This window comes from Rhodococcus sp. IEGM 1305, from assembly GCF_030058635.1.
Classification (GTDB): Bacteria; Actinomycetota; Actinomycetes; order Mycobacteriales; family Mycobacteriaceae; genus Rhodococcus_F; species Rhodococcus_F opacus_D.
The window spans coordinates 19,647-34,612 of the sequence record NZ_JASHKX010000045.1; the positions used below are offsets into that span (position 1 = coordinate 19,647).

The 14,966-nt window shown below is 69.1% G+C and carries 12 protein-coding genes; 8 read left to right on the forward strand and 4 right to left on the reverse strand.

Annotated features, from left to right (window positions below):
- Nucleotides 1-68: 68 nt before the first annotated feature.
- Nucleotides 69-647, forward strand: a complete 579-nt coding sequence (locus tag QM693_RS33155) for a carboxymuconolactone decarboxylase family protein (protein WP_283335147.1) — start codon at nt 69-71, stop codon at nt 645-647.
- 14 nt (nt 648-661) lie between these two features.
- On the opposite strand, the gene QM693_RS33160 is transcribed toward QM693_RS33155, so the two are convergent.
- Nucleotides 662-1,102 (reverse strand): DUF3224 domain-containing protein, encoded by a 441-nt coding sequence (locus tag QM693_RS33160; protein ID WP_283335148.1) that lies wholly within the window; start codon nt 1,100-1,102, stop codon nt 662-664.
- Nucleotides 1,103-1,167: 65 nt separating this feature from the next.
- Here QM693_RS33160 and QM693_RS33165 point away from each other — a divergent pair, with 65 nt between their 5' ends.
- Nucleotides 1,168-1,968, forward strand: coding sequence for a helix-turn-helix domain-containing protein (locus QM693_RS33165; protein WP_280780043.1), 801 nt, complete (start codon nt 1,168-1,170; stop codon nt 1,966-1,968).
- A 16-nt stretch (nt 1,969-1,984) separates the two neighbouring features.
- On the opposite strand, the gene QM693_RS33170 is transcribed toward QM693_RS33165, so the two are convergent.
- Both QM693_RS33170 and QM693_RS33175 read right to left on the reverse strand, forming a co-directional pair.
- Nucleotides 1,985-2,197: a helix-hairpin-helix domain-containing protein gene (locus QM693_RS33170; protein ID WP_280780042.1), complete on the reverse strand. Its 213-nt coding sequence runs from the start codon at nt 2,195-2,197 to the stop codon at nt 1,985-1,987.
- Nucleotides 2,198-2,208: 11 nt separating this feature from the next.
- Nucleotides 2,209-2,790, reverse strand: coding sequence for a helix-turn-helix domain-containing protein (locus QM693_RS33175; protein WP_007299039.1), 582 nt, complete (start codon nt 2,788-2,790; stop codon nt 2,209-2,211).
- A gap of 47 nt (nt 2,791-2,837) precedes the next feature.
- Here QM693_RS33175 and QM693_RS33180 point away from each other — a divergent pair, with 47 nt between their 5' ends.
- From QM693_RS33180 to QM693_RS33205, 6 genes are all read left to right on the forward strand, one after another.
- Nucleotides 2,838-3,677, forward strand: a complete 840-nt coding sequence (locus QM693_RS33180) for a class I SAM-dependent methyltransferase (protein ID WP_283354448.1) — start codon at nt 2,838-2,840, stop codon at nt 3,675-3,677.
- Nucleotides 3,678-3,848: 171 nt separating this feature from the next.
- Nucleotides 3,849-4,970: a helix-turn-helix domain-containing protein gene (locus tag QM693_RS33185; RefSeq protein ID WP_283354449.1), complete on the forward strand. Its 1,122-nt coding sequence runs from the start codon at nt 3,849-3,851 to the stop codon at nt 4,968-4,970.
- Between the two features lie 182 nt (nt 4,971-5,152).
- The gene (locus QM693_RS33190) at nt 5,153-6,316 is read left to right on the forward strand and encodes a hypothetical protein (protein WP_283354450.1); all 1,164 of its coding nucleotides are present in this window, start codon (nt 5,153-5,155) and stop codon (nt 6,314-6,316) included.
- A 302-nt stretch (nt 6,317-6,618) separates the two neighbouring features.
- A complete protein-coding gene (locus tag QM693_RS33195) occupies nt 6,619-8,070 on the forward strand; it encodes a TIGR02677 family protein (RefSeq protein ID WP_349307530.1) in 1,452 nt (483 codons plus the stop codon).
- The gene (locus QM693_RS33200) at nt 8,067-9,461 is read left to right on the forward strand and encodes a TIGR02678 family protein (RefSeq protein ID WP_280780038.1); all 1,395 of its coding nucleotides are present in this window, start codon (nt 8,067-8,069) and stop codon (nt 9,459-9,461) included. Before QM693_RS33195 ends, QM693_RS33200 begins: the two co-directional genes overlap by 4 nt.
- Complete coding sequence (locus QM693_RS33205; RefSeq protein WP_283354451.1) at nt 9,458-13,615, forward strand: TIGR02680 family protein; 4,158 nt, start codon at nt 9,458-9,460, stop codon at nt 13,613-13,615. The genes QM693_RS33200 and QM693_RS33205 overlap by 4 nt, the downstream gene beginning before the upstream one ends.
- 39 nt (nt 13,616-13,654) lie before the next feature.
- Here the strand turns inward: QM693_RS33205 and mshC are convergent, their stop codons facing one another.
- Nucleotides 13,655-14,902: a cysteine--1-D-myo-inosityl 2-amino-2-deoxy-alpha-D-glucopyranoside ligase gene (gene mshC / locus QM693_RS33210; RefSeq protein ID WP_283354452.1), complete on the reverse strand. Its 1,248-nt coding sequence runs from the start codon at nt 14,900-14,902 to the stop codon at nt 13,655-13,657.
- Nucleotides 14,903-14,966: the final 64 nt, after the last annotated feature.

A 14,966-nucleotide genomic window follows, 5' to 3' on the forward strand; every position in this document is an offset into this window, starting at 1 on the left:
GTTCGGGTGTCACATTCGGCCGGTGGCCGGTGTCTCATGTCGAGAGCACGACAACCGGAGGAGGAATCATGGCCAGCAGTACCCGGATCCCGAAGGCCGAGCTGACCGGCATCTACGGCGCGATCGTCAAGCGGATGTCCCGCAAGATGCTCGGCGAGGTAGCCGAACCGGTCGAGGTCGCGTGGCACAACCGGAAGGTGCTGAACTTCAGCTTCAGCGTCGGCCGCCAGGCACGGAAGTGGGATCAGTGTGACGAGAACCTGAAGTCGTTCGCCCACATGGCGGTGGCCTGCCTGGTCGGATGCAGCTTCTGCCTGGACTTCGGCTACTTCCACGCCCACAACGAGGGGCTCGATCTGACCAAAGCACGCGAGGTGCCCCGCTGGCGCCAGTCGGACGTGTTCACCCCGCTGGAGCGGGATGTGCTCGAGTACGCCGAAGCGATGACCCAGACCCCGCCGACGGTCACCGACGAAATGTCGGCCAGGCTGCTCGAGGCGCTCGGCCCGGCCGCGCTGGTGGAACTGACCGCGTTCGTCGCGCTGGCGAATCTCATGACACGCACCAACACCGCGCTCGGCATCGAATCACAGGGCTTCGCGACGGCGTGTGGCCTCGAGCCCCTCGCCGCACCCACGACGACATGAGCGACGTCGAAATATCAGCCGACGTCGTACGACAGAACGAATTCGTAGCCGCTGTCGCCGGGTCCTGCGATGGACAGGTCCGCGCTGCCGCGTAGGTCGATCAGACCGCCGGTGCCCATACCCGGCACCACCTCGATCCGGGCCGACACCGAACCCTGGTCCTGGCTGCCGATGTGCTGGAACACGCACGTCCCGTCGTGCCCGCCGATCGAGCCCTCGAAACGCTCGAGGCCGAGCACCGGCGCGGCATCGGCCTTGTACGCGATCAGGTAGACCACTGTGCTCGTTCCCTCGATGTCCCCGGAGTACGAGTACGCGACGGTCGCTCGGTTGGCACCGCGAGTGGGGTAGTAGGTGTCGCCGGCGGTCGTGCCTTCGCCGTCGATGTCGACGATTACCGATTCCGACCACGCGGCGATGGAGAACTTGCCTCGTACAGTGTGTGAGTAGCTCATGACACGTGACTCTAGGTACGAGGCAGCGTGGCGTTCTTGAACATTCGCGACACTAGGATGAGCGAATGTCGACTGTGCCAGGACACCCCGAGGCGATCGTCCGCCCGACGGCCGCCACACCGGGGTTCGAGGTCGAACGGGTCGCTCCCCGAGAGGCTTTGGCCGAGTTCGTCGACTACCACTGGCTGGTGAGGTGGTCGGTGCCGAAGCCCCATCGACAGCAGGTGGTGCCCCAGCCCCGCGTTCATGTCGCTGCCGAGGACGGACAGTTGCTGGTGCACGGGATCTCCCGGTCGCCGTTCTACCGAACACTGACCGGGAACGGCCACGTGCTGGGAGCCGCCTTCCACGCCGGAGGGTTCCGGCCTCTGCTGAAGGGCAGCGTCGGCGCGATCTCGGGAACCGTCCAGCCCGGACGGCATCTGCTCGCCGGTGACGATCGCCCGGTCGCGGAGCGGATCCTCGCCGGCACGGACAGCGCGGAGATGATCGACACCTTCGAGCAATACCTTCTCCGCACCGATCCCGTTCCGGATCCGACGGGACGGGAGATCACAGCCCTGGTGGGCGACGCCCAGTGCAACCGCGACATCGTCCGGGCAGACCAGCTCGCCGCACACGCCGGCTGCAGCCTGCGCACCCTGCAACGGCTGTTCACCGAGTACGTCGGCATCGGCCCGAAGTGGGTAATCCAGCGATTCCGCATCCTCGACGCGGCCGGCGCCGCCCACTCGGGCGAGAGGATCGACTGGTCGGCGCTCGCCTACGAACTGGGGTTCAGCGACCAGGCTCACCTGACCCGTGTCTTCACTCACGTGGTCGGGACACCACCGGCTACCTATCAGCGCACGCACGGCCGGCTGTAGGGCGGCCGGGTTCGGTTCACTTCGCGAAGCCGAGCCCCCGCTCCGCGAGTTCCTCCTCGAGGATTCGGATCGCCTTCGGTCCGACGCCGTGGATCTTCAACAGTTCCTTGGCGGTGACCGTCGTCAGTTGATCGAAACGCGTATAGCCGTGGGACGCGAGCTCACGACGGGAGACCTTCCCCATGCTCGCCGGAAACTCTGTCTGACCCGTTGTGTCGGAAGACGACATGTCCGTCCTTTCTACTCGTTGTGATCGGCGTGCAGGTGGGCACGCTCCCCGTCGTGGTCGAAGATCGTGAGGATCTCGACGGGACCGTCGTGGGCGCCGATGGAGTGCGGCACCATGGTCGAGAACTCCGCTGCGGCACCGGCTTCGATAAGTATGGTTCGCTCACCGAGCTGCAGGCGGGCCGTCCCCGATAACACGGTGAACCACTCGTGGCCGGGGTGCACACTCACATGCTCGGGGCCCGCGGGCCGGTCGGAGGTGATGCGCATCTTCGCCACGGTCGCGCCGTGGAGCGCGCGTTCGCGGGACAGCAGCCAGATTGTCAGGCCTCGCGTGTGTTCGGGTTGCGGCCGGATCACCACGTCCTCGTCCTCGACGGACTCGACGAGCTGATCGAGCGTGGTGCCGAGGGCCCGCGCGATCGGGACCAGTTGGTCGAGGGCGATCCTGCGGTGGCCGGTCTCGATGCGGCTCAGCGTGGACGGACTGAGAAAGCAGCGCGCAGCGAGCACGTCCAGTGACCAGCCGCGGGCCAGCCGAAGCCCCCTGATGCGTTGACGGATCACGCTGTCCAACCCGACTTCTTGCGTCATAGGCAAGAGTGTATGCGTGCAACGCAGGATGCGGCTAGCCTGGAGCCATGACACAGCATTCCCATCACCACAGCGGGCACACTCCCGAGCACGAGGCGGCGCTCGCGGATCTACTGGACCTGGACGCCGAGGTGTTCGGGTCCTACCTGGATTCCGTGGCCGAATGGGTCGGACAGCGCACCCGAGAGACCCCGCGCCGCGTCGTCGACGTGGGGGCAGGCACGGGCGTCGGCAGCCTGACCCTGGCTCGACAATTCCCCACGGCAGAGGTGATCGCGCTCGACAGGTCGGAGGTGATGCTCACGCGCCTGCGCACGGCCGCGCACGGGCAGGGACTGACCGGGCGGTTGAGCGTCGTCCACGCCGATCTGGATGTCGCCTGGCCCGCAGTCGACGCGGCGGACGTCGTGTGGGCAGCCTCCTCGTTGCACGAGGTCGCCGACCCCGACCGGGTGCTCCAGGACATGTACGGTGCGCTGAATACCGGCGGCGTGCTGGTGGTCGTCGAGATGGACGCGCTGCCGCGCCTCCTTCCGGACGACCTAGGCCTGGGCCGCCCTGGCCTGGAGTCGCGCTGCCACGAGGCCTTGGCGCGGTTGGACTGGAACGCGCACCCGAACTGGCGGTCCCATGTGGAACGGGCCGGTTTCGTGGACGTCGAGGAGCGCAGTTTCACCAGCGAGGCAACCCCGGCCCCACCGAGCACCGGACGCTATGCACAGAACTTCCTGCGCCGCATTCGCTCCGCGCTCGACAGACAGCTTTCCGCCGACGACCGCGACACTCTCGATCACCTTCTCGCGGACGACGACCCCGACAGCGTCCTGCACCGCGGGGATCTGACGGTGCGGGGCAGCCGGACCGTATGGATTGCCCGACGCCCCTGAACCCGACGGACGGAGTGGAACTCCCTCACGCCGTCTGCGCCTGTGGGAACCGGTCCACGTGGAAGTGGTGAGTTGCGGCGGGATCCGACCACTCGGCGAGGCTCGGAACCGACCACGATCATTCGGTGTATTTTCCGGTTCCGTCTCGGACCGATTCCGTAGACTGGCGACGTGCCGAATCAGGAGAACGCCGAATTCGCAGGCAGCGAGCCGAAGGTGCCGTTTCCCAAGCCGGAACGCGACATCGATCTCTACCGACGGGCGATCGCCACCCTCCAGGCCGCACTCCCCCACGGCTGGACGTTGACGTCCGGAAAGTCCCGCTCCCTCGCCGACGCGCCGGAACGATTGCTGGTCGGCGCACCCAACGGCGAGGTGGCGTCCTTCTCCGTCATCCCCGCCCGGGGGGTGCTCGCGGGCGACGCCGCCCGGTTCGCCGACGGGTTGTCCGGAACCGATCGCGGATTCGTCTGCGCCCGTTACCTTTCCGAGCCGGTTCGCCGTCAACTCGACGCCAGGGGTCTCTCCTACGCCGATGCGACGGGCAACACCTCCCTGGCGGCGGACCGGCCTGCGATCTGGGTGCGCGACCGGGGCGCCGACGCCGACCCGTGGCGTGGCCCCGGCCGTCCGGCCGCCCAGCTGACCGGCGATCCTGCCGCTCGGGTGGTGCGCGCCCTCGCCGATCATTCGGGTCAGCTGACGGTCCCCGAACTCGTCCGACTGTCCGGCGCGTCCACCGGCGCGACCTATCGGGTGGTGGAAACCCTGGAGGAACGCGATCTGCTCGAACGTCTCCCCCGTGGCCCCATCACCAGCGTCCGGTGGCAGCAGATGCTGCGCGCCTGGAGCAGTGACTCCAGTTTCAAGGACTGCCCCACGGTCGGCTACTTCGCACCCGAGGGAGTGCAGTCGTTCGTCGCGAAACTCGGGAAGGTCTCCGGCCACCTCTACGCGGTGACCGGGTCACTCGCCGCGGCGGCGTTCGTCGAATACGCGCCGGCGCATCAGGTCCAGATCTACGCCGACCACGGCGAGGCGCTGGCCGGCGCACTCGAGCTACGCCCCGTCGATCAGGGTGCCAACGTCCTCGTCGCCACTCCCCGATCGGCTGCGGTCTTCGAGCGCACCCTGTTCCGCGACAACGTTCGTCTGGTCGCCCCGGCCCAGGCCTTCGCGGATCTTCTCGCCGGCACCGGTCGTCATCCGCAGGAGGCGGAGCACCTCCTCGATTGGATGACCGAGAACGTGACCGAGTGGAGAACAGCCCTCGGCGCACCGACGGTTACCTGACCGATCACTCGCCGCGGGCGAAAATGCCCGAGTGTGCGCAACACGACCACGCCACGCCGCGCGTGATGGCGCGCACAAGCGTGCTCGGGTAGCAGGATGTACATCTTGTGGCCTCACCGAGTGAGTCGGAACGGGCCTGACGGAAGTCGCGATCCGTTCGCAAAACGAATAGGGGTACTTGCATGTCCATGGGAGTCGGGCTCAGGATCGGCAGTGTCGTGTCCACCGCGGTGGTGGCGTCGAACGATCCAGGATCCCCGGATCCGGTCGTCATCGTCCGGGACACCGTCCTGCACATGTGCCCGGACGGCACCGCAATTCTCGGCGGGTCGGCGCCACACACGATCGGCGACACCCACACCGTGTCGGGGTTCCTTCCCCGCGTCGGCGACCCGGCCGGTGTCGCGGTCGGTGACGGATCGCGCTACCGCGCTGAAGACCTGGTCGCGGGCGCGATGCGGTGCCTGCTCCGGGAGTGCGAACCTCTCCCCGACCACGGCGGTCGGACCGGCGGCGCCCCCGACATCATGGCCGCCTACCCCACCCGCTGGGACTCGGCCGCCGTCGCGGCGCTCCGCGACGCCCTGGACTACGCCGACATGTCCTACCTGTCCCTCGTCTCGGACGCCGAAGCCGCCGCAGCCTGGTTCGAATCCGAGATCGCGGAGCGTCCCGGGCAGCTGGTCGGCATCTATCACGTCGACGACACCGGCGCGACCGTCGCGCTGATCCGCTCGGGCGTCGAGGCAGGCAAGGCGTTTCGTTTCTCCTCGGGGGGTTCTCCCACGGCCCAGATCGCCACCGCGCTCGGGGCGTTCGGCTGGCTGCCCAGCAACCTCGATGCCGTGGTCATCACGGGCGACGGCCTGATCGCGCGGGACTCCGCGGCCATTCACGGGTTCGCGAACACCGTCGGTGAGAAGTTCGGTGTGCGATGTGTCGTCGGCCCGGGCCCCGAGCAGACCGCAGCGCTCGGTGCCGCCATCCGCGCCGCCGGATTCAACCCGACCACCCACAGGGTCACCCCGATCGGCCTGCCGCCGTCGTACGACGTCACCGAGGTGATCGACGCCGTGGTCGGCGAGCCGGTGCCCTCGGCCTCGACAACCGCGAGCCGGCCGGCGACGCGCACGCCCAACCCCGCGTCGGCCGCGGCGGTGGGCGCCTCCCCTGCCCGGGCGTCGGGCGGAACGGCGGTCGCGACACCACCGGAACCTCGCGCAGTCGCGCAGTCCGGCGACGAATCCACCTCCGACCCGACGTCCCGGGCGTCCTGGCTCGTCGCCGCGGCAGTCGGGCTGGCTCTCGTGCTGGTGGCGATCGTCTTCGTGCTGTTCGTCCTCTGAATGCCTGCCCCCCGTCATCGGTGCAGCGGCGGGGTGAGGCGGGTTGATCGTGAGGATGGAACATCGGTGACAGAGGGTGGTTCATACGCGACCGAGCACCTGAATTCGGTAAATTACAGCGTTCCGTCAGGTTCCGATTCAGATTCCAGCGTTGATGGTGCGCGTCGGCACGGCGTTCGCTCGACGGCTGGGCGACCGCATAACCTGTCACGGTGAGTGAATCAGGCAGCGATCCCGGTCGGTCCCCCTCGGGGCTGCGCGCAGCGCGTTCGGCGGTTGCTCCCCCACTCCGAGACGACCGGTTGAAACTGTTCGCCTTCACCACGGCGGAGAAGCGCGCGGAGTACCTGTGGGTGCTGCGGGCCTTCGACCACGCCCGCGCCAACTACGTCGTCCTGCTCCACGCCGGCGACGTCGCCCGCATTCTGGACGGTCTCGCCTGCGACGATCCGTCCGGACAACTCGGCGCCGGCGACGTCACTCCCCTGCTCGAGCAACTGCACGTCTGGGAAGTGCTCGAACGCAGCTACGACGGAACCCGCGCCGCCACGCTGGCCGAATACCGGAACCGGCACTTCGTCTATCAGTTCAGCCAGGCCGGCTACCAGGTGTTCCGAGCCGTCGAGGACGCTCTGGCGGCCCGGCTCGACGACGCGTCGCTGTCCCGCCTGGCGCTGCCCGACCTCCTCGCCGACATGAACGACCTGGCCGCCGCGAATCGTGCGGCCGACAACGACCTCGTGTACCGGAAACTCAACCGTCTCGACGCGACGCTGTCGGACATGGCCGGACGCGCCGCCCAGTTCTACCTGACCCTCGGCGACCTCGTCCGCACCACGGAGATCACGCCCGAGACGTTCATGTCCCACAAGGACGCTCTCCTCACGCACATGCGCGAGTTCAGCTCCGACCTCTCACGCTTTGCACCGAAACTCGCGGCGGCCATCGCGCTCGTGGAAGACACCGGCGTCGAGACGATGGTGGCGCGGGCCGCCGCCAGCGACGAGCGGGTGTTCCTCGGCATCGAAGAGCGCGAAGCCGACTGGCGCGCACGGTGGGCGGGATTGACGCATTGGTTCGTCGGGAGCGAGGCCGGTCTCAGCGAGTCGGAACGCCTCCGCGAGGGCACGATGAGTGCCATCGCCGCCGTCCTGTCGCTGCTGCGCCGCGTCACCGAGACCCGCAAGGGCGGTGTCAGCAGGGAGAGCCAATTACGCCACCTCGCAGGCTGGTTCGCCGCGACTCCGACCGAGGACGCCGCGCATGCGCTGTTCCAGGCCGTGTTCGACCTCGGGCGTCCGCGCCACCTGTCGATGGTGCATCCGGACGCCGACATCATTCCCGACACGCGGTCGTGGTGGGAGGCCCAGCCCGTCGAGATCTCCCGCACGCTGGCCGAGACGGGACGTCCCCCGTCGCCCGGCCTGCCCGCACGGGTGCAGCGCAACGAGGGCAGCGTCCGCCGCCTGCGGGAGGAACAGCTGACCGCACAACGACTTCGCGCCGCCGCCGCCCAGTCGCTGGCCCGGGGCGGGGTCTACGAGCGGGAACTCGACGAGGCCGAAACCGACGTGCTGCTGAGTCTGCTCAACGCCGCGCTGACGGCGCGGGTTCCGGTCAGCGGCCGTGTGAAGAGCAGCACAGGATCGGAGAACGGTGTGAAGCTCACCCTCAGCCCACACAGCGAATCGACGGTGGTGCGCACCGCCCGAGGACGCCTGCACCTCGACGGACTGCAGGTGAGCGTTCGGTGAAGGCACGGGAGATCTCGCCGCTCGCCCTCGACTCGTATCAGCGCGCCGCCCGCGTCATTCTGTCGAATCACCTGGTGACACAGACCTATCCGGATCGCATCGCACTCCCCCTGCTCCGCCGGTGGGCCACCGAATTACGCGACGATCTGATGACGCTCTTCGGGTACCGACTCGAAGTCACGGAGACGACCGCCCGGCTGTTCACGGTGAGCGACCGACTCGACGCCGGGACCCCGGCCAAGACGGCCACCGACCGCACGTTCGACCGGTACCGCTACGCCTACCTCGCGTTGGCGCTGGCCGCCCTCGGCCGCGCCGGAAACCAGATCACCCTGTCCGAGCTCGCCGATCACGTGGCCGCCGACGCCGCACAGGTCGACGGTGTGGACCTGTCCACGGAACGCGCGTCCGACCGGGATGCGTTCGTCGACGCCGTCGGCTGGCTCGCCGCCCGCGGCGCGATCGCCCTCGCCGACGGCGACGCGGGCGGCTGGGCCGCCAATCCCGATGCGGGAGAGGCGCTCTACGACATCGACAGGTCCGTCGTCATCGCCCTGTTCCGGCCGCCGCGCGCACTGCAGCACCTGCGGTCCATCCGCGGACTGCTCGCCGGTGCGGACGCGGTGACCGAGGACGACACCTCCGAGTTCGGGACCGCCCGGCCGGTCGATGTGAAGGAGACCGCGCGGCGGGTCCGGCGTGCTCTCGTCGAACGGCCCGTGGTCTACGCCGCCGACCTCGACGATGACGAGCTGATGCAACTCGCACTCCCCCGCACCGCAGCCGATGTCGAGTTGCTCACCGGACTGGTCGCGGAGCGGCGTGAGGAGGGTGTCGCGATGATCGACTCCTCCGGACGTCTGTCCGACGTCCGGTTCCCCGGTACGGGAACGGTCGCGCAGGTCGCGCTCCTGCTCGCCGGCGAGATCGCCGATCGCGTACTGGATCCGGATGCCCCGGAGACGGCCCGGATGCCGCTGCCGCGGGACCGATTCGACGACCTGATCGAACAGGTCGACAGCGCCATTCCGCAGTCCGGGATCTTCGACAGCCTCGCCGGCCACGACGGATTCGAACCCGCGGACCCCGCCCCCGCGGACCGGCTGTTCCCGGTCATCGAGGACGCGTGGATCGCCGGCACCGTCCGGACACTGACCGAACGGTTCGGGCGCACGTTCGCCGCCGGGTGGCAGGCGGACCCGGACGGTCTGGGACGCGCGGCGCTGGCGCTGCTCGAGCGGCTACGCCTCACCGCGGCCGTGCCGGGTGGTGTGCTCGCACTCCCGGCACTCGCCCGCTACCGGGGTGTCGTGGTCACGATCCGCGACCGCACACCCGAGATCGACCTGTTCCAGAGCTCAGCGAACGACAGCGAGGAAGTCACAGCATGACGAGTGCGCGTTTCCGGCCCACCCGCGCCGGGATCATCAACCTCTGGGACTACCGCGATCAGGAGTTCTCCTTCGCCGACGGTCGCCTCGTTCTCCGCGGTCCCAACGGATCCGGCAAGACGAAGGCCCTCGAAGTGCTGTTCCCGTTCGTCCTCGACGGCCGGATCGAACCCCGGCGGCTCAATCCGTTCGCCGGCGAGGAACGCACCATGAAGTCGAACCTCCTGTACCGCGGGCAGGACAGCGCGTACTCGTACGTCTGGATGGAGTTCTGCCGCGGCGCGAAGGACGACCCCGAGGCCGTCACCGTGGGCATCGGCATGCGCGCCACCCGCACCAACGACAAGGTCACGCGCTGGTACTTCGTCGCCGACGGACGCGTCGGCGTCGACTTCTCCCTGCTCGGCAGCGACGACCGTCCGCTCACGAAGAAGCAACTGGGCGAACAGATCGGCACCGACTCCATCACCGACCGGCCGCTCGACTACCGCGCCGCGATCGACGCCCGGATGTTCGGGCTCGGCGTCCAGCGCTACGACCAGCTGATCAACCTCATCCTCACGCTCCGGCGACCTCAGCTCGCGAAGAACCTCGACCCCAAGGGACTGTCGCAGGCACTCACCGACGGTCTGCGACCGCTCGACGAGCAACTGGTCCTCGAGGCCGCCCGTTCGTTCAGCGACATGGAGGAGGTCGGCCGGGCGCTCGAGGGGCTGGCCGCGGCGGACCAGGCGGCACAGAGCTTCGTCGGCGTGTACGCGAAATACCTTCGCCAGCAGGCACGTACGGACGTCGACCACCTCGCTACCCGCCTGGAGGCCGTCCGATCCGGTATCGCCGCCCTCCATGGGGCGGCAGCGGACCGGGCCCGCAGCCAGGAGAGTCGAGCGGCCGCCGAAGAACGCTTCACCGCCGCCGAACGCGCACTCGACCAGGCAAATGCCACCCTGGACGCGCTGAAGCGGTCGACGGCATACGAGGGACGGACACAACTCGACGACCTCGCGCAGGCCGTCTCGACGCTCGAGAAGTCGACCGAACTGCAGGCCGAGAAGGCGCGCAAGGCCAAGGCGACCCTCGAACAGCGAGCCGAGGAACACGCCAAGGCCGGTGACGCCGTCGCACGCGCCGTCGAGGCGCTCACCCACGCCGAAGACGAACTTCACCTCGCCGCCGAGGACGCGGGAATCACCTGGACCGCACTCCCCGAGAACGCGCGCACCGACCAGCTGACCGCGGCGCTGCGCGGGCACACCGAAGAACGCGACGGCGACATCCGCGCGGTCCGGGCCGCGCTCGCCACCGTCGAGAGGGCCGCCACCGAGCGGACTCGCGCCGACGAGGCGGCACGCCGCGGCCAAGAGCAACTCGACACCGCGACGGTGGCCGTACTCGAGGCCGAGACCGCGGTCGAGTCGGCCCGCAGCCGGTGCGCCACCGAACTCCGGTCCTGGTGGACGGAACAGTCGTCCCTCTACGCCGAGATCGACACGCCCGCTTCACTGTTCGAGGCCCTGGACACCGCCCTCGGCCGGATCGGCGACGACGACGCCGCCACCCTGTCGGAGACGCTGACCGAACAGACGACGGACGCCGTCGACGCGCTCCGGCTGCGTCGTCAGCAGTACGACCGCGACGCCACCGCCGCCGAGGAGGCGATCGCCGAACACGAATCCGCCCGCGCGGCCATCGAATCCGAGCACGACGACGCCCCGCCGCTCTCGACCGCCCGGCAGGACGCCCGGTCCCGGCTGACCGGTGCACCGCTGTGGCGCCTCGTCCGCTTCGCCGACGGTGTCGACGTCGCCGCGGCGGCAGGAATCGAAGCCGCACTGCAGGCCGCGAATCTCCTCGACGGCTGGGTGCCCGTCGACGACGCACTCCCCGACGTCGAATCCGAACAGTTCCTCGTGGCCCTTCCGGCCGGGGATCGGCCCACCGGCACGACCCTCGCCGACGTTCTCGAGGTCGAACAGGACACGGGCGTTCCCGACGATCGCGTGCGCGGGATCCTCGAGTCCATCGCCCTCGAATCCCTCGACCTGTCCGAAGGTCCGGTCGGTGTCGCCGAAGACGGTGCGTACCGGCAGGGAATCCAGCGCGGACGCCACACGAAATCGGACGCCGAGTACATCGGAACCACCGCACGGGCCCGCAGGCGCGCCACCCGTATCGCCGAACTCGACAGGATCCTCGAGGAAACGCGGGCGACCCTCGACGAGACCCGGGCGGCCGCGGATGCGGCAGCGGCGCTGCTGTCGCGGACCACCGCGGCGGCGCAGGCCCTGCCCCGCACCGGATCGATCCTCACGGCGCTGAAGAAGGTCACCGAATCCGCAGGCGCACTCCGCAGCCGCTCCGACACGGCGACAGCGGTCGGTCGCGAACTCGACCAGGCCATCGCCGACCTGTCCGCGAAGGAGAAGCAACTCCGGGCCACTGCGTCCACGCACCGGACTCCCCACGTCGCCCGCGAGATCGACTCGCTCGCCGCGGCCGTCCGGCATTTCGAGAAGCAGGGCGAGATGGTGCAGCGGTGCAGGCGCGAACACGCCAAGGAGGTGGAGCACACCCGCGAGTCCAAGGACCGACTGCACGAGGCGCGCGGCAGCGCGGAGGAGTTCGCGGAAGAAGCTGCCATCGCCGAAGAGGTTCTCGCGCAACAGGTCCAACGCCTCGAGACGCTGCGCGACACGCTGGGAGCGGGGGCCGAGCAGTTGGACCGGCAACTCGAGGAGGCGCACGCGCGGATCGAGGCATGCAAGAAGGAGCAGCGCGACGCCCGCAAGGCCGACAAGGACGCGGGTGAGGCCATCGGTAAAGCCGAGGGCGCGTACAACACCGCCGTCCAGACGCTCCGGCTGGCGCTCACCGAAACGCACGCCGACGCCGCCCGCCTCGCGCCGTACGCCCGGCGCGACCTACTCGAACTCCTCGGCGTCGACGGCGGCCACACCTGGCCGGCGAGCTCGGCGGCGTGGATGAGTGCCGAACAGCTGGTGTATCGAATCCAGAACGCCGAAGACGACACCCCGATCCTGCCGCCCGAAGTGGACGCACTGTTCCGCGCACTGGACGGCGCCACCGAATCGGTGCGGGTCAGCGACTCGGCGCGCAAGTCGACGCGCACCGCGCTCACCACCGCGCTGCAGGATTTCGACGCACAATTGGCGGCCGCCGGCCAGGACTACCGGTTGCAGTGGGACGCCCCGGACGGCGTGACCGTGGTGCAGGTGCAGGACGACGAGGGTTACTCGTCGATCGGCGAGTTCGCCGCCCGCATCGCGTCCGCTCGCTCCGATCAGGAACTGCTGCTCACCGAATCCGAGCGTCGCATCCTGGAGGACGCGCTGCTCACGGGTCTCGCACAGCAGATCCACGAACGGACCGTCGACGCCCGCGAACTCATCGCCCGGATGGGCACCGAGATGCGGGAGCGCCGGATGTCGTCCGGCAACACCATTGGGGTCCACTGGGTGCTCGCCGACAACCTCGACGACAGCGCGAAGGCGATCTCCAAACTGCTCGAGCGCGACACCTCGGCGCTGGGGCCGGACGAGCTCGCCACGATGCGCGCCCACTTCGCCCATCAGATCAGGACTGCCCGCGCAGCCCACCCGGAGCGTTCGTACCCGGAGATCCTGGCGTCCGCCCTCGACTACCGGCGGTGGCGGGTGTTCTCGTTCACCCTGATCAGCGGCAACGGCAACGAGGACCGGCTGACCGTCGCCCGGCACAGCGCACTCTCCGGCGGCGAGCAGTCCGTCTCGCTGCACCTGCCGTTGTTCGCCGCAGCGCACGTCATGCTCGATTCCGCCGACCCCCATGCACCGCGACTGCTGGCGCTGGACGAGGCGTTCGCCGGCGTCGACGACAACGGCCGGGCCGAACTGCTCGGCCTCAGCGTGCAATTCGACCTCGACCTGTTCATGACCGGGTTCGACCTGTGGATCACGTACGGCGGCGTGCCGGGGTGCGCGCACTACGATCTGGCGCACTCGACAGCCGAGCAGAGCGTCAGCGCCACGCTGCTCGTGTGGTCGGATGGCGAACTACTCGCCGAACACGACGGCACCGACCTGGCGCAGGCGCTCGGTTCGCCCCTCCGCAGGCGCGTCCCGACGCCCGCGGAGGGTGCCCTCGAGTTCGCCTGACCCGTGAGTACTTGTTAACCGCGGGCGGTTGACAAGTACTCACGGGCGCCGGAGGCGCACACCGAGCAGGGCGTCCACGGCGGCGGCGAATTCGCCCGGCGCGTTCGTGTCCGAGCCACCGTTGTCGAGGGCGCGACGGGCCCAGCCGTCGAGGGCGTCGAGCGCCTTCGGGGTGTCGAGATCGTCCGCGAGATGCTGACGCAGGCGGGCGATCGTGTCGGTGGCCGACTGCGCCGACTCGAGTGCGGCGGCGTCCTTCCACAGCTGCAGCCGGGTGTGGGCGTCGGCGAGAACCTGCTCGGTCCACGGGCGGTCCTGTCGGTAGTGCCCGGACAGCAGTCCGAGGCGGATGGCGGCCGGGTCGACACCCTCGCCGCGCAGCTTCGACACGAACACGAGGTTGCCGCGACTCTTCGACATCTTCTCGCCGTCGAGACCGATCATGCCGGTGTGCACGTAGTGGCGGGCGAAGCGACGGTCGCCCGTGGCCGACTCGGCGTGCGCCGCGGAGTACTCGTGGTGCGGGAAGATCAGGTCGCTGCCGCCGCCCTGCACGTCGAAACCCGAGCCGATGCGGTTGAGGGCGATGGCCGAACACTCGATGTGCCAGCCGGGGCGCCCGGGACCGAACGGCGACGGCCACGACGGCTCCCCCGGGCGGACCGCACGCCACACCAGCGCGTCGAGGGGATCTTCCTTGCCGGGGCGGTCGGGGTCGCCGCCGCGCTCGGCGAAGAACTTGTCCATCGTCTCGCGGTCGTAGCCGGACTCGTACCCGAACTGCTCGGTCGCATTGGCGCGGAAGTACACGTCGGGGAATTCGGGGTCGTCGACGACGTAGGCGGCGCCGGACGCGACGAACTTCTCGACCATCTCGATCACTTCGCCGATCGACTCCACCGCGCCGATGTAGTCGCGCGGGGGCAGCACCCGGAGGGCTTCCATGTCTTCGCGGAACAGCGCGGTCTCGCGCATGCCGAGGACGACCCAGTCCTCGCCGTCGCGGTTGGCGCGCTCGAACAGCGGGTCGTCGACGTCGGTGACGTTCTGGACGTAGTGCACGTCGTGCCCGGCGTCACGCCAGATCCGGTTCACCAGATCGAACGTCAGGTACGTGGCCGCGTGACCGAGGTGGGTGGCGTCGTAGGGGGTGATACCGCACACGTACATCGTGGCCGTGCGTCCGGGAGTGACGGGACGTACCTGCCGGTCAGCGGTGTCGAACAACCGCAGCGGAGGCCCCTGGCCTGGAACGGACGGGACAGCGGTTTCGGACCAAGACTGCATGAGAGCGAGCCTAGTGGACCCGCATTTCCGCCTCGGAGGGAGCCGCCGCCCCCACGGGCACCGA